Origin of the sequence: Pseudomyxococcus flavus (assembly GCF_050038885.1) — a bacterium.
GTDB lineage: Bacteria > Myxococcota > Myxococcia > Myxococcales > Myxococcaceae > Myxococcus > Myxococcus flavus.
The window spans coordinates 5,095,731-5,117,394 of record NZ_CP143624.1 but is presented as its reverse complement, the minus strand read 5'-3'; the positions used below and the strand labels follow the sequence as shown (position 1 = coordinate 5,117,394).

Below are 21,664 nucleotides of genomic sequence, written 5' to 3'. Positions count from 1 at the left end.
GACTACCAGTTCCGGACAAGCTCCGTGTAGCCGCGGAAGGCCACGGCCCCCCAGAAGTTCACCAGAACGCCCAGGGCCACCGCGGCCAGCACCGCGCGGTGGCGCAAGGACCAGCCCCCCAGCGCGAAGAGCATCAGCAGATAGGGCGTGTAGTCGAGGCTGAACCGGAAGCCGAACTGCATGTAGCCGGTGTTCTGGTAGAAGAGCCCGGGCAGCGCGCATACCGCCACCGTGAGCCAGACGGGCCAGTGCAGGCGCGGGCGAACCTTCGGCACCAACAGGAAGACGAGCAACGGCAGCGTCAGCAGCAACGTCAAGCCGTGCGGATCATAGCCGAGCTTGAACGGCGACCAGGACACCGAGGGCAGCTTGAAGAAAGCCGCCTCCAGGTTGCGCGGCAGATATTCCCAGTTGAAGAGGCCCGCCCTGTCGATGTCCGCGTTGACGCGGTTGTTGAAGAGGTAGGCGTGCCCGAACTCACTCAGCCGACCGTAGCGATAGACGTTGTACGCGGCCGCGAGCGCCGCCAGGGGCGCGGCGCCGAGCGTGAACAGCCCCAGCTTCCTCGCCGCGGGCCGCCAGTTCTGCGAAAGGGCCTTGAGCTGCGCGAGGCGAGGCTCCGGCCCGGGGCACAGGGCCTCGAGGACGAAGAACAGGCCCGTGAAGAGCAGCGGCGTCCGGGTGAGCGTCGCCATGGAGAAGAACAGGCCCGCGAGCAACGGACGCTGGGCGCGGACCGCGTTGCGCACGTAGAGGCAGGTGAGCGCCACACCCATGACCTCGGCGCTGAACCAGACTTCACCTCGGATGGCGCAATAGAAGAACAGGGTGCCAAAGGCGAGGATGAGCGCCAGCGCGACGTTCTCGTTGCGGTTGCGCGCCGTCTCTCCTTCCTTCGCCAGGAAGCGCAGCAGCGAGTAGAAGAGCGCCACCGCCAGCGCGCCGACAATGACGCCGAACGAGGTGTCATTGAACTGGTAGCCGTGCAGCGCGACGAAGGGCAGCATCGCCACGGCGGGGAAGGACGGGAAGCTCACGAACCAGCGGTCCGTCGAAAGCGGTCGTCCCGAACAGCGGACCTTCTCGCCGTTCACCACGCGGACACAGGCCCAGTCCTCCATGTTGGGCAGCACCTGTGGATCCACGTCCAGGCGCCCCTCCATCCAGGCCTGGGCCTGGTAGACGAAATGCGGCGCCGCGCTCTGCCGCAGGAAGCGTTGGGAGCTGAAGCTGGCCAGCACGACGAAGGCGACCAGGAACAGCACCACCTCCACCCGGTAGGCCGACAACCACAGGCGCAGGGCGCTGAGGGGCACGCTTCCCGATGCGACAGGGGCGGGAGATGCCACGGGAGCCGGTGACGAAGCCGCCTCGGGCCCTGGCACGGGAGAGGACGTGCCCTCCTGCACGGCGTCGGCGGGCTGGGGGGAGGAGGAGGGGGATGCCGCCTCCGGCTGAGACGGGGCGGACGCGGCGTGGGCCCCTTCGGTGGAGACCTGGCTGGAGGCAGCAGGCTCGGAGGACGAACGGGGACGCTTGGACTTGGAACGGCTCATGGGATGGGAGTCGCGGCGAGCAGGTGCTGCCGCAGCATTTCCAGCGTGTGGGAAGCGGCGAACAGACGCACGCGGTCGCGGTCGCCCGTCACGGAGATGCGCTCACAGCGAGTGGGGACACCGGGCGCGGACAGCGCGCAGTAGACGGTGCCCACCGGGTCCTCCGGCGTGCCGCCGCCCGGGCCCGCGTACCCCGTCACCGACAGTCCGTAGGTCGTGTCGCAGGCGGCGCGCACCCCGTCCGCCATGGCCGTGGCCGTCTCGCGCGACACGGCGGTGTGCTGCTCGAGGACCTGCTCAGGCACCCCTACCCAGGCGGCCTTCATCTTCTCCGAGTACACCACCGCGCCACCAATGAAGACGCTGCTGGAGCCCGGGATGGCCGTGAGCTGCTGGGCGATGAGGCCGCCCGTGCAGCTCTCCGCCACGGACAGCGTGGCGCCCGCCTGCCGGAGCAGCTCGAGCAGCACCGCGGCGTATTCGTCGGCGTCCGCGCCAAACGTCCGCGTCCCCAGTACCTGGCGGCATTCCGCCTCCGCCGCGGCGAGCGCGGCGTCCGCCTCCGACTGCGACGCCGCCTCGGCCATCAGCTTGAGGTGATTCTCCGGGGCATGGGTGCGGAAGCCGAACACGACGCGCGGATGCCGCGGCGCCACGGGCGCCACCGCCAGGTCGAGCTCCGATTCGGGCATGCCCACCGTGCGCAGCAGCCGGAAGGCGCGGTACGTGCGTCCAGGCCGGGCCTCCAGCACGGCACGGATGCGCGGGAACACCTCGCCCTCCAGGAGTGCCCGGAACTCGCGGGGGACGCCCGGCAGGAAGAAGAGCTGGGCCTTCCCCAGCTGCATCAGGACGAGGGGCGCCGAGCCCTCGGGGTTCCTCACGGGCTGGGCGCCCCGGGGAACGCGGATCATGCGCAGGGCGCTTGGATTGAGCGGCAGGCCACGCGCCGCGTAGCGCTCGCGCAGCCAGCCCAGCACCTGGGCGTCTTCCTCCAGCGGGACACCAGCGGCCTCGGCGGCGCACTCGAGCGTGAAGTCATCCGCCGTGGGCCCCAGGCCGCCCGACACCACCACCACGTCCGCTCGCGATGCGGCGTCCTTCAGCGCCTGGGTGATGTCCGGCCGCACGTCGCCGACGAGCACCACGCGCTCCACCTTGATGCCAAGGTCGAAGAGGCGGGACTCCAGGTACGTGCTGTTCGTGTCCGTAATGAGGCCGGTGACGAGCTCGTCACCGGTACACAGCAGCTCGACGCGCATGGGCCGCGCATCCTAGCGACAGCTGGACGCGGCGGCACGGCTCGAAGAGGAAAGGTGCCCAGGCGCCTCCCGGTCCGGATGGAGACCGGCCAGGACGCAGCGGCCCCTGCGTCAGAGGTAGGCGGGGCCGTCGGAGCCCTGGCCAGCGTCGGCGTCCTCTTCGTCCTCGCCCTCGTCATCGATGACGGTGGCCACCGCGACCGCCGCCACCGCGCAGGGGGCCGCGACCTTGCGGGCGACCAGCCGGCTGCGGACCAGCACCGCGGACTCCACCAGGCCCAGCGCGAGGTAGGCCCCACAGCACGCCACCAGCACCCAGGCGGGGTGGAACTGGGTGGCAATCACGGTACCGCCGAGCACCACCAGCATGAAGGCCAGCGCGCTCTTGCGGTTGGGCCGGGTGTCCTTGAAGGTCCGGTAGCGGACCGTCGACACCATCAGCAGCGAGAGGACCGCCACGGCCACCGCCATGGGCACCACGGCGCTCTCGGCCAGGGGCTCGCCCTGCGTCGCCGCATGGTGGGAGATGATGACGGACACCAGCATGCCGGCCGCCACGGGAATGGGCAGGCCCACGAAGAAGCTGCCACCGCCCCCATGGGGGTTGCGCGCCGCCAGCACGTTGAAGCGCGCCAGCCGCAACGCGCCGCAGGCCGCGAAGGAGAACGCGATGAACAGCCCCACGAACCCCAGGGGCTCGAGTGCCCACTTGTAGGCCAGCAGAGAAGGCGCGGCGCCGAAGGAGATGACGTCCGCCAGGCTGTCGAGCTGCACGCCGAAGTCGCTCTGCGTCTTCGTCAGCCGGGCCACCCGGCCATCGAAGCCGTCGAAGAACATGGCGAAGAAGATGGCCAGCGCTGCCTGATACAGCTGCACCGGGTCAGCATCTCCCGTGCACAGCGTGATGGCGTAGAAGCCGCAGAAAATGGACGTGACGGTGAAGAGATTCGGGAGCACGAACATCAGTTTCCGCAACTTCATCATTCCCTCGACTTCCTCTGATGGCCGTGACTTCCCGGCGGCAGGACGGCGGGTGAACCGACCTTAGCAGGGTTTTATTTTGGAGAAGGAGGCTGCATGGACGCTTCACGGTGGGCAGTGTGGGTACTCGTCGTAGGGGTCGCACTCGTCCTGTGGAACGTCCTATGGGTTGCGGCCGTGAGGCGATGGTACCGCCCCCGCACGGAGCAGCCCCAGGTCCTCCGGGCCCGCTGTGAGGATGGATGGGAGCTGGTGGTTCATGCCCGGCGCGCGCCCGTGCGGCGCTTCGAGGAGCCGGTGCTGCTGTGCCATGGGCTCGCGGCGAACCGGTTCACCTTCGACTTCGAGCCCCCCTACTCCGTCGCGCACTACCTCGCCGAGGCCGGCTTCGACTGCTTCAGCGTGGAGTGGCGCGGCACCGGGCACTCGCGCCAGCCACCCCGGGGGCGACGGTACACGGATTTCACCATCGACGACCACATCCGCCAGGACGGGCCCGCGCTGCTGGAGCTGGCCTTGAAGGAGACGGGTGCGAAGCGGGCCTTCTGGCTCGGTCACTCGCTGGGCGGGCTGGTGGGGTATGCCGTCGCCCAGGGGCCACATGGCGAGAAGCTCGCGGGGTTGCTCGCGCTCGGGGCGCCTGTGCACTTCAAGTCCGAGCCCTTCCTGCGCACCCTCATCTCCATGGGCGTGCGTGCCGCCTGGCCCGCACGGTTCCGTCAGGAGTGGATGAGCGCCAGCCTCGCGCCCTTCCTGGGGTACGTCACGCTGCCCTTGTCCGACCTGCTGGTGAATCCGGAGCACATCCCTCCACGCATCCAGCGGCAGGTCTACGCGAACATGATGTCGTCGATGAGCCGCAACGTGCTGCTCCAATTCCAGGATTGGATTGAGCACGATGCGTTCCGTTCCTTCGACCGTACACAGGACTGGCGCGCAGGCATCTCCCGGCTCCAGCTCCCGCTGCTCATCATGGGGGGAAGCTCGGACCGGCTGGCCACGGCGGCCAACGTGGAGGCCCAGTTCGCGCTCGCCACCGCCCCCGACCGCACGCTGCACATCTTCGGCACGGACCATGGCGACAAGATGAACTACGGGCACGGCGACCTCGTCTTCGGCAAGGGCGCGCCCACGGAGGTCTACCCCGTCATCCGGGAGTGGCTGGAGCGGCATGCCTCGGCCCTGCCCACCGTCATCACCGAGCCCGCGCCGAACCCGGTCGAGGAGGAGCCGCGGGAGCCCGAGCGGTCCGTTCGCTGATGGCGGGCTTCACGGTGGCGAAGCGGGACGCTGCGAGCCACGCTGGACGCAAGGCGCCGAGAGGCCTCGCGTGTCGTCCGAGCGCAGGTCCTGCACGTGGACCTGCGTGGCCCCTCCGCATTCGGCGTGGACGAGGCCCTGCACCAGTTCCCGTGCGGTGAGGCCATCGACGCGGAGCTCGCCGTCGCCCAGGGCGCCCAGCGCGGTTGCCGCACCGCGAACCGAAACGTGGGAAGCGCTCATACGCGCGAGCGTGTCCGTCAGCATGCCCACGTATCCACAGGCCTCCAGGTCCGCGTCACGCAAGGACACCCGGGCATTCTGGGCCGCCAGCACGCACGCGCCCTGGGCGCCGTGCACCACGACGCCTTCCACGTCGGCTTCGAGCTGACGCAGGTGCAGGCCGTCCCCCGCGACGCCATCCGATGTGCTCACCCGGGAGATGGTCGCGTCGCGCAGCCGCAGCTTCCCGCGCAGCGCCATCAGCCCGTACTCGGCGGTTCCCTCCAGCCGGATGCGCTCGACGTCCAGGTCCCCGCCCACGAACTGGAGCCCTCCATAGGCGCCGCTGTCGCGCACCTCGATGTCCCGGAGCAGGGCCCGCGACAGGGAGAGCCCCATGCCCGCCCTGGCTGCTCGCGTCGAGGTGAAGCGACGAACGTCGAGTCGGCGCGCCTGCATGGCGGACACGCCATACTCATGGCCCGTCACCTCCACGTCCTCCAGGATGAGCGTGCCCTCCATCACGGAGAAGCCCGCGGCCTGCCCGCCCTCCGCGGTGGCGTCGCGAACCTCCGCGTGAGCCCCATCCACGCTCACCGCCGTCGCGGGCCCCGTGAAGCGCGTCTTCTCCACGACGGCGAGGCTGCCCGTCCCCCGCGCCCGCACGGCCCTGCGATAGGGACCGGTGAAGACGCTCGTGCGGATCCGAGCCTCCGCCACCGCGAGGGGCAGGCGGTCGCCGTCTGACGCGCCGGGTGCCTCCGGCGGCGCCGCGCTCCCACCGGGCGCCGCGGGCTCCCGCTCCTGCCGCGCTTGTCCGCCTTCGAGCAGCACGCCCGCCGCGGCCGCCGGGGCGGCCTCGAACCGGCAGTCCTCCACCTCCAGGCGCCCGGCCTCTACTCGAACCGCGCCGGTGTGCTGACCGCGGAAGCCCACCCGCGCCAGGTGCACCTGGGCCCCGCCCGCCACCTCCAGCCCCCATTCACCGCCTTCAACCACAACACCCGACACCAACACATCTCCACCGACCTCCAGCACTGGGCGGTCCGGTGTCTCCGCATGTAGCACCACCCCCTCGCCCTGACCTTCCAACCGGACCTCCGGTGGGAGCACGAAGGGGCCCGCATATCGCCCCGGTAGCAACCGCACCGTCGCGGCCCCGCGCCGGGCCAGGGCCTCCGCGAGCGAGCGAAGTGGCCGGGCGCGCGAGCCGTCCCCCGCCCCTTCGCCGGTTGCGTCCACCCAGATCAGGGCGCGGCCGGATTCTGGAGCCCCCCCCTCACGACGTGAGGGACCCCGGCAGGTGCAGGAGAGCAGCAGGATCAACGGCAGGAAGGTTCGAAAACGCACGCAGGCAGGCATCCTAGCGGCTTTCCGCACGCGGGCCCCAAGCGCGATCAGACCCCCCTTCGCAAATGATCAATTTCTCAAAGACTTTCTTGAAAGCGCGATCACACACAGCTTTTTCCAATTCACCGTGAGTGGCTTGTGACGATGTATCGGAAGAGGCGCGCCACGCTCTTCCTACGCCTTGTGTTTCAGAGGGCCAACTTTTCGTCTGGAGGCCGATTTTCCGGCTCCAAACCGCGGTCAGCATTGACAGGGAAAAGAGCGATTTGTTACCACCGGCCGGGTTAGAGCACTTCAAGGCCAGACAACGGACGGAGGGGCGTAATGACCAAGGCAGAACTCGTCGAGGTGGTGGCGGCGCAGACACGTCTCACCAAGAAGTCAGCGGCGCAGATTCTCGACATCGTCTTCACCAACATCGGCAAGGCGGTGAAGAAGGACGCCCGCTTCAGCTACCCCGGCTTTGGGACCTGGTCGGTTCGCTCGCGCAAGGCGCGCAAGATTCGCAACCCCCAGACGAACGAGATGATGAAGCTCAAGGCTTCGAAGACCATCGGCTTCCGGCCCGCCAAGGAGCTGAAGAACTCGCTCTGAGCCGCACCCGATGGGGACTCGCTCAGGGGCGCTCACCCGCAAGGGGGCGCCCCTGATGCTTTGCGGGGTAGACGACACCCTCCGGGCCACGGGCCACGGGTGTGGTGGGTTCCGGGAGGCGCTCGACGTCGCCCAGGGCCTCCAGCGGGTCCATGGGCTCGCCGTCGCGCCACAGCTCGAAGTGGAGGTGGACGCCGGTGGCCAGCCCTGTCTCCCCGGCCAACCCCACCGCATTGCCCCGCTCCAGCACTTCGCCCGGGTCCACCAGCACGCGGGACAGGTGGCTGTAGCGCGTCACCCAGCCCCCGTCGTGCTGGACCTCTACCTGCAAGCCATGGTCGCCGTTGCGACCGGCGCGGAGGACGACGCCCTTGTCCGCCGTGTAGATGGGCTGCCCATGCGTGGCCGCCAGGTCGATGCCCAGGTGGCGCCGGTGCACGCCCGTTACGGGGTGCCAGCGGTAGCCGAAGAGGCTGGTGACGGACACGGGCTCCAGCGGCCAGGCGAAGCGTGGAGCGGCGTCCTCGGCCACCTCGGGAGGCTGCTCCAGGCGGCGCAGCTCCGCGGTGAGCACGGCCAGCCGGCCCACGCGCAACACCACGGCCTCCGCCAGCGAGGCGGGGATGTCGCCGTACGTGGACCCGTCCCGCTCCAGTTCGGTCTCCAGGAGGCCCTGGGCGCGCAGCAGGTCGCTGGAGCCCAGGAGCGGCACCGGGCGCTGCAGGAAGCCATCCAGCGCGTGGTTCACCTGTTGCCAGTTCTCCACCTGCGCCGCGGGCATCGCCCCACCCCGCACCACCTGCTGACGAAGGGCCTGCGCCTGGGCGGCGAAGGCGGTCAGCGTGGCGTGGAGCTCCGAGACCGACGCCGGCGCCGGCGGGCGCGTCCGAGGCATCACGGCCTCCGCTGCTGACGCGCGAGCGCGCCCAGACGAGGAGCCATAGAACTCCTCGAAGCTCATCTTTGGCTCCGCGCCACGGCCGGCGCAGGCACACGCGGTGATGAAGGTGAGGAGGCTCAAGCGACGCACGGCGGCGCGAGCTTACCATGGCCCGCGCGACGCGCTCCTCACACGCGGCGCGTCGGTGCCCGGGTGTTCTCCGACACGCCATTCACCCGACGTGAGCGCCTGCGACCTGTCTGAAAGCGTGACACCGGTGGGGCGGGCGCTCAGACCACCGCGCGGCGGATGCGGGCCAGTACCTCGTTGACGTGAGCACCAGCGACCTGTCCGGAAACGTGACACCAGCGGCACGGGCGCTCAGGCCACTCCGCGGCGGATGCGGGCCCGTGCCTCATCGACGTGAGCGTCAGCGGCCTATCCGAAAGCGTGACACCGGCGGGGCGTGCGCTCAGGCCACTGCGCGGCGGATGCGGGCCCGTGCCTCGGCGACGTGAGCGCCAGCGGCCTATCCGAAAGCGTGACACCGGCGGGGCGTGCGCTCAGGCCACCGCGCGGCGGATGCGGGCCAGTGCCTCGTCGATATCGCCCGCGGAGACGTCCAGGTGCGTGACGAGCCGCAGCGTGCGCGGCGCCCCCGCCGGGTTGGTCAGCACCCCATGCCGCTCCAGCAGCGCCACGACCTCGCCCGCGGGCTGCGCGAACTCGGCGAAGACCATGTTGGTCTCCACGCTCGAGGTGTCCACCTTCACGCCTGGCAGCTCGGCCAGCCCGGCGGCCAGACGGCGGGCGTTCGCATGATCGTCCGCCAGCCGCTCGACGTGGTGCTCCAAGGCATACAACGCCGCCGCGGCGAGCACGCCCGCTTGCCGCATGCCACCGCCCAGCCGCTTGCGCAGGCGCCGGGCCTCTCGGATGAGCTCCGCCTTGCCCGCGAGCACCGAGCCCACCGGCGCGCCCAGGCCCTTGGAGAAGCACACCGACGTCGTGTCCGTGAGCGCCGCCCAGGCGGAGACAGGCACCCCGAGCGCGACGCTGGCGTTGAAGAGCCGTGCCCCGTCCAGGTGGACTGCCAGGCCGGCCTGGCGCGCCACCTCGACGACGGCCCGGAAGCGCTCCACCGGCCACACCGAGCCACCGCCGCGGTTGTGCGTGTTCTCCAGCGACAGCAGGCGCGTACGGGGGTTGTGGATGTTGTCCTCGCGCACGGCCGCGCGCACGTCCTCGGGCGATAGCAGCCCGCGCTGTCCTGGCAGCGGCTGCGGCTGCACGCCCCACAAGGCGGGAACCGCGCCCCCTTCGTAATGAAGGATATGGCTGCCGGCCTCGGTGAGCACCTCGTCGCCCGGCCGGCAGTGCGCGCCGATGGCGAGCTGGTTGGCCTGGGTCCCCGAGGGCACGAACACGGCGGCCTCCAGGCCGAGCCGCTCGGAGACCCGCGCTTCCAGACGGAGCACAGTGGGGTCCTCGCCGTAGACGTCGTCCCCCACCTCCGCGTCGGCGATGGCGCGCCGCATGGCGGCCGTGGGCTGGGTGACGGTGTCAGAACGGAAGTCGATGCGCTTCATGAATCTCCCCGAATGGCCGCGCCCCCAAGCGGTGCTTGGGCTGTCGGCCGGTGTGACATACAACGGCGCCGTGCCTGGACGTGAGACGGTCGCGGAGAAGCGAAAGCGCGCGCTGACGGTGATGGACCGGCTGGCCGCGGACATGCCGGATGCCCGCATCGAGCTGGACTACCGGACGCCCCTGGAACTCCTGGTGGCCGTCATGCTCTCCGCGCAGTGCACGGACAAGCGCGTCAACATGGTGACGCCCGCGCTCTTCCAGCGATTCCCCTCCGCCCAGGCCTATGCGGAGGCAGAACCGTCGGACGTGGAGCCCTTCATCCGCACCTGCGGCCTGTATCGCGCCAAGGCGAAGAATGTGGTCGCGGCAGCCAGGGTCCTGGTGGAGGAGCACGCCGGACAGGTTCCCTTGACGCGGGACATCCTGGAGAAGCTCCCGGGCGTGGGGCGCAAGACGGCGGGCGTGGTGTGCATCCACCTGGGCGGCGACGCGGCCTTTCCCGTGGACACGCACGTGAAGCGGCTCGCGTACCGGCTCGGGTTCACCACGAAGGAGGACCCGGACAAGGTGGAGGCCGACATGCAGGCAGTGCTGCCCCCGGAGCGGTGGACGCTGGGTCACCAACTCCTGGTGTGGCACGGGCGGCGGACCTGCTTTGCCCGCTCGCCCGCGTGTGAGCGCTGCGTGGTCGCGGACCTGTGCCCGAAGAAGGGCGTGAAGGCCCGGGCCGTCGCGGACGCTACGGAGAAGCCGGCGCGCCCAGCTCCCGCTCGCGCGAAGTCTTGAGGCGCTTCATCCGCTTGCGGATGAACTCCCGCTTCAGCGAGGAGATGTGGTCCACGAAGACGGTCCCGTTGAGGTGGTCCGTCTCGTGCTGCACGGCGATGGACAGCAGCCCCTCGCAGCGCATCGTCTGCTCCTGGCCGTCCGGGTCGAGGAACTTCACCGTGACGACGGCGGCACGATCCACGTCCGCGGACTCGCCGGGGATGGAGAGGCAGCCCTCGTTGTAGGTGGTGTCGCCCTCCATGGCGATGATCTCCGGGTTGATCATCGCCACGGGCTTCAGCTCCGGCTGGCTGTGCGTCGTGTCCAGCACGATGACGCGCTGGAGCACGCCAATCTGCGGAGCGGCCAGCCCCACGCCTTCGGCGGAGTACATCGTTTCGAACATGTCCTTCACCAGCGTGCGGATGGCGTCATCCACCTTCGCCACCGGCTTGGCCTTCTGCTTCAGGACAGGGTCGGGCCAGATGAGGATCTCGCGGACCATGGCCGCCGTCTTAATCCCACCGGCGCGGGCGGGCAACCGCCCCGGGCGGGCTTTCCTACGCGCCCGGGAGGCCGTCCGTCCAGCGGGCGTCAGTCGAGCAGGCTCCGGGCGTACTCCGCGCGCAGTCGGTCATCGCCCAGCGCCTGGGCGGCCTCGGCCAGCACGCTGCGAATCTGCTGCGCGCGGTGCTGGAGCGCCGGGTCGGGATGCCCCGCGAAGCGCAGGGGATGGAACTCGGCGGCCAGCAACTCGTAGGCGCGCTTGACCTCCTCGCCCCCCGCCGAGCGGGCCAGCCCCAGCACCGTGAAGTAGTCCGCGTCCTGGATCTCCTCGAACTTGGCGTCCAGGCGGCGCACGTCCAGCTCCGGTGGCAGGTCGCCCGTGTCCTCGTCACTCACGGGCTCCAGGGCGATGAGCCCCAGCGTCCGCGCCACGGCGAGCGACTTCAGCGCCGAGTCCTGGGGCAGCCCCGCGCCCAGCAGCAGCGCCTCCAGCGTGTGCTCACCGTCGACCTGGGACAGGAGCTGGAGGTCTCTCGGAGGCAGGCCGAAGTCGTCCGGGGCCAGGTGGATGTCCCCGCGGGTGACGCGCGCGCGCAGGCTCCCGGCGGCTTCCAGCAGGGACTCGGAGGTGAGCGTGTTGCGCAGGGCTTCGGCCAACAGGTGGAGCGGCGGGCGCGTGGCGGCGGCGAGCGCCACTTCATGCGGCGCTGGCTCCGGCACCAGGCGGTACAGCGTCGAGGGCTCCGCCAGGGCATCCAGGAACACCTGCTCGGTGTAGCGCTGGACCAGGGGCACGGCTTCGGACTCCCGCAGGTAGCCCCGGCCACGCAGCGCCTCCAGCAACGCGGCGGTGGTGGCGCTGCGCACCAGTCGCAGCTCCCCTTCCTGCCGCGCATCGATGAGCCCATCCGCACGGGCCCGGTCGACGAGCGACTCGCCCGGCGCGGAGGAGACGGCGCCCACCAGCGCACCATCCCGCAGCCAGAGGACGCGAAGGGCGTTCATCACCTTCAGCTCCAGGCGCATCTCCATGCGGGCTTCGCACAGGCGGAGCACCAGCTTCGTCAGGCCGTCCCGCGTGACGCTGCCGCTGCGGGCCACGGCGAGCTCCGGCCGGCCCGGAGGCGCCTCCAGCGGCAGGAGGGCGGCCCGAGCCTGCGCGGCGGCTTCCTCCGCGTCCCGGAGCGCGCGTTCCTCCAACTCCAGGCGCTCGCGCTCGGCGTGGGCTCGCTGCTCGGCGGCCTCGGTTTCGATGCGGGCCTTCTCCTGTCGCAGGGCCTCCAGGGCCTGCTCGACGGACTCGCGCGTCTCGCGCTCCTTCGCCAGTTGCTCGCGCAGTTGCTGGTGCTCGAGGCGAAGCTCGGCGAGCTCCTCGGAGACTCGCGCGTTCTCCGCGAGGAGCCGGGATTCCGATTCGTTGCGGGCCCGGGACTCTTCCTCGAGTCGCGTCTCCAGCGCGGTGCGCTGCTTCGCCTCGGCGTCCAGCCGGACCTCCAGCGCGGTGCGATGGCGACCTTCCGCCTTCGCGCGGGTGGCCGCCTCGGCTTCGGCCTGGGCGGACTGTTGTGCGCGGCTCTCCGCCTCGGTGCGACGTTGGGTCTCGGCTTCTGCGCGGGCCTCGGCTTCGGCTCGCTGCCGCGAGGCTTCCGCTGCCTGGGCCTCGGCTTCGGCTCGTTGCCGCGAGGCTTCCGCCGCTTGCGCCTCGGCTTCGGCTCGCTGCCGTGAAGCTTCCGCCGCTTGCGCCTCGGCTTCGGCGCGCTTGAGGGCTTCGGCTTCGAGACGGGCCTCCAGCTCGGCACGCTTCAGGGCCTCGGCTTCGGCCTGGGCCGCGGCGCTGGCGCGCTGCGCCTCTTCCATCTCCGCGCGGGCCTTTTCCGCCGCGCGCTGTTCGGCTTCCTGGCCCGCGAGCGCTTCTGCTTCGGCGCGCTGCCGGGCTTCCTGTTCGGCGCGGGCTTCGGCGGCGGCTCTCGCTTCCGCCTCGCGCTCGGCACGGGCCTCGGCTTCGGAGCGGGCAGTAGCCTCCGCGGTGGCCCTGGCCTCGGCTTCGGCTCGCGCCGATGCCTCTGTCCTGGCGAGCGATTCCGCCTCGCTGCGCAAGGTGGCCTCGCGTTCGGCGCGGGCCTCGGCGTTCGTCCGGGCCGTCGCCTCACTCTCCGCGCGGACCTCGATGGCGGCGCGGAGCTTCGCCTCGCGCTCGGCACGGGCCTCGGCTTCGATCCTGGACGCGGCTTCCGCTTCAGCGCGGGCCTCGGCTGCGGCGCGAGCCGTGGCCTCCGCCTCGGCACGTGCTTCGGCTGCGGCACGGGCGGCGGACTCACCGGCCGCGCGACCATCAGCCTCCGCTCGGGCCGTGGCCTCAATTTCGGCCCGGGCGGAGGCCTCCGATTCAGCTCGAGCCTCGGCTGCGGCACGGGCCGCGGCCTCGGCTTCGGCGCGAGTCTCGGCTTCAGCGCGCTTAGTGGCCTCGGCTTCAGCACGAGCCTCTGCTTCAGCGCGGGCCGTGGTTTCGGCTTCGGCACGAGCCTCTGCTTCAGCACGAGCCGTGGTCTCGGTTTCTGCGCGGACCTCTGCTTCAGCACGTGCAGTGGCCTCAGCTTCGGCGCGGGCCTCTGCCGCAGCACGCGCCGTGGCCTCGGCTTCTGCGCGGGCCTCCGCTTCCGCTCGCGCATTGGACTCAGCGATGACGCGGGCCTCGGCGTTCGCGCGCTGCTCCGCTTCCTTCTTTGCGTGCGCTTCCGCCTTCTTCGCCCGGGCCTCCGCGTTCGCCCGAGCTTCCGCTTCCTGTCCCGTCCGCGCGTCGGACGCGGAGGTGGCGCGAGCCTCTGCTTCCAAGCGGGCAGCGGCCTCGGCCTCGGCGCGGGCCTCGGCATCGGCGCGGGCCGCGGCCTCAAGCTCCGCCCGAGCCTGCGCCTCGGCCAGTGCAGCCGTCAGGGACTCCAGCCGCGCTTCCGCATCAACGCGCGCCGCGGACTCAATATCCGCCTGGGCCTGTGCCTCGGCCAGTGCAGCCGTCAAGGACTCCAGCCGAGCTTCCGCATCGACGCGCGCCGCGGACTCAATCTCCGCCCGCGCCTGGGCCTCCGCCAGCTCCGTCGCCGCGGACTGTAGCCTGGCGTCCGCCTCCACGCGCGCGTCCGCTTCGGCCTGTGCCCGGGCTTCCGCCTCGGCGATGGCCGTTGCCACGGCCTCCAGACGCGCTTCCGCATCCACGCGCGCGTCCGCGTCGGCCTGCGCCCGGGCTTCCGCCTCGGCCTGTGCCCGTGCCGCCAGTTCCGCGCGGGCCTCGGCTTCCTCCAGCGCTCTCGCCGCCAGCTCCGCCTGCGCCGCCGCCTCCGCTTGGGCACGCGCCAGTTGCTGCGCTCGCGTGTCTGCCTCGAGCCGCGCGGCCGCCTCCACATCGGCGCGGGCTTCCGCGGCCTCGCGGGCACGCATCTCCGCCTCGATGCGTGCTTCCGACACGGAGGTCTGTCCCTCGGCGGACTCGACCCGGCGCTCCGCCACCTCTCGCGCCTTCGACTCCGATTCGGCGCGGACCTCCGAGACGACGCGCCCGGCCGCCTCGGCCGCCAGCCGTGCTTCGAGCGCCTTCAGCGCCTGGAGGCTCGCCGCGGCCTCGGTCTCCGCTGCTTCGCGCGCCGCCGCCTCGGCTTCCGCACGGGCCTCCGCGTCGATGGCCCGGAGCTCGAACTCGGCGCGTGCATCCTCGGTCTGTCGCGCCTGCGCCTCGACCTCGGCCGTGAACATCTCCGCTTCCGCGCGGAGGTTGATTTGCGCCTCCAGCTCCGCGCGCAACGCCGCCAGCACGTCGACGTCGCCCGTCGACTGCTCCACGCGACTGAGGACGGCACGAGCCGCGGCATCCATGGAGGCAGGAGGCTCCCGCCGACGCAGCGCCTCCAGCTCCGCCTCGGCCTCGGCGCGCAGCACCGCCTCGCGCGAGTGCTCTTCTTCCTCCGCAGCGAGCCGCTCCTGGAGCGCCTGGAGCTGCGCCTCCATCTCCCGCCGCCGCGCCGTCTCCTGCTCCAGCGCCGTGGTGACGGCGTGAACGCGCGCGTGGGCTTCCTCGAGCTGGCGCTCGGCCTCCTCCTGCTGGGCCTGCCACTGCGCCATCAGCGCCGGAACCGCGAAGCCGCCCGAAGCGGGCACGGCGGGAGCGCTCCCGGCCGGCTCGGACACCGGCTCGGCCGCGCGGGCCTCCTCCGGCTCCGAGTCGAACCAATCCGCGCCGACGCGAGACTCAGGCGCCGGGGGCTCCGGCTCCGAATCGAACCAGTCCTCCCCGACGGAAGACGTCTGGGGCTGCGCCTCCGGGGTAGCCGCCGGCTCGGCCTCCGTGTCGGCCTCGGTCTGTGCCGCTGCCGCGGCTTGCAGCTCCGCCTCCAGCAGCTCCCAGTTGGACGCGGAGATGGCGGCAGCGTCTGGCGCCTCGGAAGCAGCCGCCTCCGGCTCCGCGACGCCCTTGGACTCATCGAGCGCGGACCCCGTCCCCCACGAGTCGCCCGACTCAGGGACGGTCGACTCCGCCCCATCCGCTTGCGCGGGCTCGGAAGGCGGAGCCTCCTCGGGTGCTGCACCAGTCCCATCCCAGGGCTGCGGCGAGCGGCCAGCGAGCTCCAGCTCCGGGTCGGGCGGCAGCTCCGTCCAGGGCGAGCCCTCCGGGGCAGCGGGCTCGAACGAGCGCTCGCCACGCATGGCGGCCAGCTCCGCTTCCGCTTCGGAGAGGGCATCCCGCGGCGCGGGTGCAGGTGTATCGACGTCGAAGAAACCTTCCTCGCCCAGCCGAGGAGACAGCGCCGCCGTGCGCAGCGAGGGTTGAGCGACCGGTTCCTCCGTCCAGGCCAGCTGTCCCACCGGAGGCGCCTGGGCCCCCTCCGCTTCCGCCGGAGCAGGTGCTTCTTCGAGCCCCGCCAGGCGCTCCGCCTCGGCGCGCAGCTGCGCCTCCATGCCTTCCGGCGACGCCGCGCGCGCGCCGTCCTCCGACTCCGCGCCGCTGACTTCCGAGCCCCAGTCCGAGTCTTGCGAGGGCTCACCCCACCCATCCGAAGCGTCTTCAGGGGTCGCCCCCGCGTCACCGGAGGCCAGCGCCTGGGCTTCCGCCTCCAGTTGCGGATTCCCCAGGGCGGGGCTCGTGTCCGGCGCATCCTGACGCTCACGCTGCTGCTCCGCCTCGTGGGCGATGCGCTCCGCGTCCGTCATGGCCGCCAGCTCCCAGTCCGTCTGGTGCAGCGGAGCGAGGTCGCCGAAGAGCGCGTTGGCCAGCGTGGGGTCTCCCGCCACCGTGGGCGGAGGCGTCGCGTGCCATGTCTCGTGGTCGGCCCCACCCGGAGCCGAGGCACCACCCGACGCGGGCAGCTCCCGGTTCTCCACCACGTGCCAGGCGTCCGCATCCGCGGGGGCGCGGACGAGCGACTCCACCAGCGCCATGAAGGCGGCGCCCTCCAGCGGCAACTGCGCCACGGGCGCGCTGAAGCCGGGGATGGACTCGCCCAGCAGCAGCACCCGAGCGGCCTTGCCATCCGGGTGCTGGAGCAATTCCTCCAGCACCAGGTGGCCCCGGCCGCTCTCCACGCCGGGAGCGAGCACGAGCAGCACGGGCAGGTGGTGCCCGTACGCGATGAGGGCATCGGCAACGGAGGTGGCGAGGATGACCTCGTATCCGTCACGCGTGAGCAGGCGCCGCACGGCGGCGATGATGGCGATGTCGTCGTGGACGAGAAGGACCGGTGCGCCCATGGGGGGGCACCAAGTCTACAGCATGGCCCCCGGATCCACGTCGATCACGACCTTCACGGCGGAAGGAACTTCGGCCAGGGCCGCCTCCACCCGGGCGAGCAGCGGGGCGAGCGCCGTATGCGTTGGCCCCTTCAGGAGGAGCTGCCAGCGCGTCTTGCCCCGGATGCGGGAGATGGGGGCCAGCGCCGGCCCCAGCAGGCGGACCCCGGCGGACGCAGGGGGCATGTTCCGGGAGACGAGGTTCCCCAGCGAGCGCGCCACGCTGGCCGTCTGCTCGGGGTGCTCCCCCTCCAGACGGATGGCGGCCATGCGCGAATATGGAGGGTACGCCAGCGCCTTGCGCCACTCCAGTTCCTGGGACGCGAAACCGCCGAAGTCATGGGCCAGGACGCGCTGGACTGGCTCCGCGTCCGGATTGTACGTCTGGACCAGCACGCGCCCCGGGTCCTTCCCCCGCCCGGCGCGGCCGGCGACCTGGGTGAGAAGGTGGAAGGTGCGCTCGGCGGCGCGGAAGTCCGGGATGGACAGGGACGTGTCCGCCATGACGACGCACACCAGCGTCACGCCCGGGAAGTCATGGCCCTTGGCCACCATCTGCGTGCCCACCAGGACATCCAGCTCCCGGCGCGCGAACGAGGCCAGCATCTCCGTCAGCCGCTCCGCGCTGCTGGCCGAGTCCCGGTCCAGCCGGGCGACGCGCGCGGTGGGGATGCGCTCGAGGACTTCCGCCTCCACGCGCTCGGTGCCGATGCCCAGCTTGAGCATGGGGCCCGTGCACTCCAGGCACTGCTCCGGCACCGGCATGGCCAGGCCGCAGTAGTGACACACCACCCGGTTCTGCGAACGGTGGTGCGTGAGGCAGACGTCACACTCGCTGCACTTGAGCGACAGGCCGCACACCTCGCACAGGAGCACGGTGCTGTGGCCGCGGCGGTTGAGGAAGAGGATGACCTGCTGGCCGCGGCCAATCGTCTCCTCCATGGCCGCCAGCAGCGGCGGGCTGAGGATGGGCGCCTCCTCCGTCACCACGCCCTCGCGGGGACGCTCCACGCGCAGGTCCACCATTTCGATGGTGGGCATGGGCCGGTCGTCCACGCGGTGCTTCAGCTCCAGCAGCCGGTAGCGCCCGCGGTTGACGTTCTCCAGCGTCTCCAGCGCGGGCGTGGCCGAGCCCAGCACCACCACCGCGCTGGCCTGCTTGCCTCGCACCACGGCGAGGTCGCGCGCCTGGTAGCGCAGCTTCTCCTCCTGCTTGAAGGAGGGGTCGTGCTCCTCGTCCACGACGATGAGGCCCAGGTTGTCCACCGGCGCGAACACCGCCGAGCGCACGCCCACGGCAATCTTCACGTCGCCCCGCCGCAGCGCCTGCCAGTGGAAGAGCCGCTCCCGGTCCTTCAGCGCCGAGTGCAGCACCGCCACCTCCGCGCCGAAGCGGCTGCGGAAGCGGCCCACGAGCTGAGGCGTCAGCGCGATTTCGGGCACCAGGATGAGGCTGCCCTTCCCCAGCGACAGCGCATGCTCCGCCGCGCGCAGGTACACCTCCGTCTTCCCGCTGCCGGTGACGCCATGCAGGAGGAAGGGCTGGAAGGTGCCCGCGTCCAGCGCCGCGCGCAGCTCCACGCCCGCGGCCGCCTGCTCCGGTGTGAGGTGGTCCGGGCGGCCCTGGATGAGGCCCTCCTTCACCCCCGCCTCCACCGTCTTCTCCTCCAGGCGGGCGAAGCCGCGCGTGGCCAGCTTCTTCAGCGTCTCGCGCGCCCCGGGAATCGCGTGGGCGACCTCCTCCAGCGGGGCGCGGCCTCCCACGGCCAGCAGGTAGGCGAGCGCGGCGGACTGCGCGGGCGCGCGCGACAGCTCCGGAGGCACCTCGTTGACCAGCGCCACCGCGAACTGCTGCACGTCCGGCTTGGCTTCCTTCTCGTCCACCGCCTTGGACAGGCCCGGCGGCAGCGCGCCGCGAATCACCTCACCCAGCGGGTAGCGGTAGTGCACGGCCGCGAAGCGCAGCAGCGCGATGAGGTCCTTGGGCAGGGACGGCGAGTCCTCCAGCACGCGCTGGACGGCCTTCAGCTTCACCTTCTCCCCGGGCGGCGGGGACGCGGGCCCCAGGTAGAAGCCCAGCGCCGTGCCGCGGCCGAAGGGCACCAGCACGCGCTGGCCCGGCTCCAGACGGCCGGCCAGCTCGTCCGGCAGGGTGTAGGTGAATTCGCCCCGGACGGGGCGGCCAACGGCGATGGAGGCCAGAACGGGAGCGCTCACTTCGGCGCGCACTGTAGCGGCGGCGGCGGGCTCGGACAGTTCCCGGCGGCTTTTCGCACCCGAGGTGCGCACCGACCTGGAACCCCGCGTCGGAGGAACCTTCGATGCCGCCGCGTCCGCCCCGCTCCACAAAGGTCGCTGTTCCATGACGCTCCCTTCAACCGTCGCCCCGACCCCATCCGTCCTGCTCCCGGGGTCCACAGTGCAGGGAGGGTCTGACATGCCCTGAGGGCTCCGCCGGGAGGCGAAGCCCCTGGGACGCCAGGACACCTGGCGCGGGCTCAGCCGCCAGTGACCTTCTTCCACGAGGGCCGGGCGCTGACGCGCTCCCACCAGGCGCTCACGCCCTTGTAGTTGCCGAGGAGTGCGCCGCCGCCCGCGGCGACGAAGAAGTCCATGTAAGGCATCCAGCAAATCTCCGCGAGCGAGAAGCTGTCCCCCGCGAGGTACGGCTGCTTGCCCAGCACCGGGTCGACGATGCCGAAGACGCGCTCGATGCCCTTCATGCCCTCTTCGATGCGGGCCTCGTCCGGCGCGCCGCCGCCCAGGAGCCCCTTGAAGAGGCGCTCCCAGATGACCTTCATCGCCGCGGGCGTGAAGTAACAGTGCTCCACGCTGATGAACTGCTCCATGCGCGCGAAGGCCTGCACGTCGGACGGCGTCAGCGAGGGCCCCGCCAGCTTGCGGTCGAGATAGCGGACGATGGCGCGCGACTCGTAGAGCCGGAAGCCGTCGTCCTCCAGCGCGGGGATGACGCCGAAGGGGTGGCGCTCCAGGTGCGCGGGGTGCTTCTGCTCACCCTTCGTGAGGTCGACGAGGACGAGCTCCGCCTCGTGGCCCTTCTCCGCCAGGGTGGTGAGGACCATCCGCGTGGCCGTGCTCATGGGGTGGCCGTACACTTTCATGTGACATTCCTCTGCGCGGCGGGCCGGGGAGAATCCCGGCCAGGCGGGCCACACTCTTCATGGCCCCCCTGAGCGCCGCAAGGAATACAGGAAAGTGCCGTTTCCGCCGGGGCGCGTCATCCCCGGCGGCCCCAGGCGACCTACAGGGTGAAGAGCGAGTCGGGCACGCTGGCCCGGTTGTCGCCCTTCAAGGCGGTGAAGCGCAGGTTGCGCTGGCCGCCACGCCAGACCTCGATGGTGCGCGGCATCCACTCACCGGTGGCCGGCGAGCTGTAGTCCAGGAAGCGCACGTCCCACGCCGTCCCGGACGCATCCGAGTAGCGCAGGCGCGCCGGGCGGAAGGAGTCCTTGTACACCCAGAACTGCGGGCGGCCCTCGGCCATGTCGCCGAGGACGTAGGCCACCTCGCCGCCGAAGCGCGCCAGCCCGGTGCGGCCCGTGTCGACGCCCAGGTTCTGGAGGTGGCGGAGCACCGCCTCCTTCAGGTCCTGCACGTTGCCACTGCCGGTGGCGAGCAGCGGGCACACCTGCGCGACGAGCACCGACATGGCGGGAATCTCGGTGCCCTGCGCGCGGCGGCGGCCACCGGACTGGACGACCACGGCCTGGGCGTTGCCGTCGGGCACCGAGGCCTCGAAGCGGCAGCGGCCGGGCACGCGGATGGACAGCACGCCATCGCCCTGCACCTCCGGGCGGTCCGTGGGCGTCCCGAGCGCGGCTCCGGCCTCCTTGACGGCAGGCCCGCCGAAGCTGAGCGAGCCTTCCACGCGCAGCGTGGACAGCCTCAGCTCGGCGCGCTCCGCCGACATGCGGCGGATGATGGAGCTTCCGGGCAGCACGTAGGCGCCCGCGGCGAAGGAGACCAGGACTGCGAGGAGTGCAACGGTGCGCTTCACGGCTTCTCCGTCTTCACGACTTCACGCATGAACTCGAGCAGCCCGGCACGCAGCTCCGGGCGCTTGAGCGCGTAGGCGATGTTGGCCTTCAGGTACCCCACCTTGTCGCCCGCGTCATAGCGCTGGCCCTTGAAGCGGTAGCCCAGCAGCCCCTGCTGCTGCTGGAGGGTGGCCAGGCCGTCGGTGAGCTGGATTTCGCCGCCCACACCCGGCGTCTGCTTCTCCAGGATGGGGAAGATGTCGGGCGGCAGCACGTAGCGGCCGATGACGGCGAGGTTGGAGGGCGCGGTGCCCTTCTTCGGCTTCTCCACGATGCGGTCGATGCGCATGACGCCGTCGCCCAGGTCCGTGCCGGCGGCGATGCCATACATGTGCGTCTCGTCGTCGGGCACTTCCATGAGCGCGATGACCGCCTGGTTGTACTGGCGATACACGCGAGCGAGCTGACGGATTCCCGGCTCCTCGGCGTCAATCATGTCGTCGCCCAGCAGCACGCCGAAGGGCTCGTCGCCGATGACGCTCCTGGCGCACAGCACCGCGTGGCCCAGGCCCTTGGGCTCCTTCTGGCGGATGCTGACGACGCGGACCAGGTCGGCGATGGCGCGCAGCTTGTCGGCCTCCGACTCCTTGCCACGCGCACGCAGGGTGGTCTCCAGCTCGAAGCCGATGTCGAAGTGGTCCTCGATGGCGCTCTTGCCACGGCCGTTGATGACGACGACATCCTCGATGCCAGCGGATACCGCCTCTTCCACGATGTACTGGAGCGTCGGCGTATCGACGATAGGCAGCATCTCCTTGGGAACCGCCTTGGTCGCCGGCAGGAACCGCGTGCCCAGGCCGGCTGCCGGGATGACACACTTGCGGATGAGGGGCTCTACCTTCGGGGTTTTGGAGGCCATGAGGG

General features: G+C 71.2%; 15 protein-coding genes. 3 read left to right on the top strand and 12 right to left on the bottom strand.

Translation table 11 applies throughout. The annotated features are described in order from the left end of the window. Nucleotides 1-2: 2 nt before the first annotated feature. From VZL07_RS21380 to pssA, 3 genes are all read right to left on the bottom strand, one after another. The gene (locus tag VZL07_RS21380) at nt 3-1,556 is read right to left on the bottom strand and encodes a hypothetical protein (protein WP_426749456.1); all 1,554 of its coding nucleotides are present in this window, start codon (nt 1,554-1,556) and stop codon (nt 3-5) included. Then, nucleotides 1,553-2,818: a CinA family nicotinamide mononucleotide deamidase-related protein gene (locus tag VZL07_RS21375; protein WP_426749455.1), complete on the bottom strand. Its 1,266-nt coding sequence runs from the start codon at nt 2,816-2,818 to the stop codon at nt 1,553-1,555. Before VZL07_RS21375 ends, VZL07_RS21380 begins: the two co-directional genes overlap by 4 nt. Nucleotides 2,819-2,929: 111 nt before the next feature. Continuing rightward, nucleotides 2,930-3,802, bottom strand: a complete 873-nt coding sequence (pssA, locus tag VZL07_RS21370; RefSeq protein ID WP_426749454.1) for a CDP-diacylglycerol--serine O-phosphatidyltransferase — start codon at nt 3,800-3,802, stop codon at nt 2,930-2,932. Nucleotides 3,803-3,895: 93 nt separating this feature from the next. On the opposite strand from pssA, the gene VZL07_RS21365 reads away from it, so the two are divergent. After that, complete coding sequence (locus VZL07_RS21365; RefSeq protein ID WP_426749453.1) at nt 3,896-5,059, top strand: alpha/beta fold hydrolase; 1,164 nt, start codon at nt 3,896-3,898, stop codon at nt 5,057-5,059. Between the two features lie 9 nt (nt 5,060-5,068). Here the strand turns inward: VZL07_RS21365 and VZL07_RS21360 are convergent, their stop codons facing one another. After that, nucleotides 5,069-6,523, bottom strand: coding sequence for a hypothetical protein (locus VZL07_RS21360; RefSeq protein WP_426749452.1), 1,455 nt, complete (start codon nt 6,521-6,523; stop codon nt 5,069-5,071). A 432-nt stretch (nt 6,524-6,955) separates the two neighbouring features. Between VZL07_RS21360 and VZL07_RS21355 the strand changes: the two genes are divergently transcribed. Then, on the top strand, nt 6,956-7,225 hold the full coding sequence (locus VZL07_RS21355) for an HU family DNA-binding protein (protein WP_002635502.1): 270 nt from the start codon (nt 6,956-6,958) through the stop codon (nt 7,223-7,225). A gap of 22 nt (nt 7,226-7,247) precedes the next feature. On the opposite strand, the gene VZL07_RS21350 is transcribed toward VZL07_RS21355, so the two are convergent. Together VZL07_RS21350 and ltaE are read right to left on the bottom strand one after the other, a co-directional pair. Then, nucleotides 7,248-8,255 (bottom strand): M23 family metallopeptidase, encoded by a 1,008-nt coding sequence (locus VZL07_RS21350; protein WP_426749451.1) that lies wholly within the window; start codon nt 8,253-8,255, stop codon nt 7,248-7,250. A gap of 413 nt (nt 8,256-8,668) precedes the next feature. Next, a complete protein-coding gene (gene ltaE, locus VZL07_RS21345) occupies nt 8,669-9,694 on the bottom strand; it encodes a low-specificity L-threonine aldolase (RefSeq protein ID WP_426749450.1) in 1,026 nt (341 codons plus the stop codon). Between ltaE and nth the strand changes: the two genes are divergently transcribed. Then, nucleotides 9,693-10,481, top strand: coding sequence for an endonuclease III (gene nth / locus VZL07_RS21340; protein ID WP_426749449.1), 789 nt, complete (start codon nt 9,693-9,695; stop codon nt 10,479-10,481). The two genes, ltaE and nth, sit on opposite strands and share 2 nt — an antisense overlap. Here the strand turns inward: nth and def are convergent. The 6 genes from def to galU all read right to left on the bottom strand — a co-directional run bounded on the left by def (nt 10,435) and on the right by galU (nt 21,659). Further along, nucleotides 10,435-10,968, bottom strand: a complete 534-nt coding sequence (gene def, locus VZL07_RS21335; RefSeq protein ID WP_426749448.1) for a peptide deformylase — start codon at nt 10,966-10,968, stop codon at nt 10,435-10,437. The two genes, nth and def, sit on opposite strands and share 47 nt — an antisense overlap. A gap of 89 nt (nt 10,969-11,057) precedes the next feature. Continuing rightward, nucleotides 11,058-16,703, bottom strand: coding sequence for a response regulator receiver protein (locus VZL07_RS21330; RefSeq protein WP_426749447.1), 5,646 nt, complete (start codon nt 16,701-16,703; stop codon nt 11,058-11,060). A 15-nt stretch (nt 16,704-16,718) separates the two neighbouring features. After that, nucleotides 16,719-19,106: a replication restart helicase PriA gene (priA, locus tag VZL07_RS21325; protein ID WP_426749446.1), complete on the bottom strand. Its 2,388-nt coding sequence runs from the start codon at nt 19,104-19,106 to the stop codon at nt 16,719-16,721. 134 nt (nt 19,107-19,240) lie between these two features. Further along, nucleotides 19,241-19,864 (bottom strand): glutathione S-transferase family protein, encoded by a 624-nt coding sequence (locus tag VZL07_RS21320; RefSeq protein WP_426749445.1) that lies wholly within the window; start codon nt 19,862-19,864, stop codon nt 19,241-19,243. 140 nt (nt 19,865-20,004) lie between these two features. Continuing rightward, the gene (locus VZL07_RS21315) at nt 20,005-20,760 is read right to left on the bottom strand and encodes a hypothetical protein (protein WP_426749444.1); all 756 of its coding nucleotides are present in this window, start codon (nt 20,758-20,760) and stop codon (nt 20,005-20,007) included. Next, nucleotides 20,757-21,659, bottom strand: coding sequence for a UTP--glucose-1-phosphate uridylyltransferase GalU (gene galU, locus VZL07_RS21310; protein WP_426749443.1), 903 nt, complete (start codon nt 21,657-21,659; stop codon nt 20,757-20,759). The genes VZL07_RS21315 and galU overlap by 4 nt, the downstream gene beginning before the upstream one ends. Nucleotides 21,660-21,664: the final 5 nt, after the last annotated feature.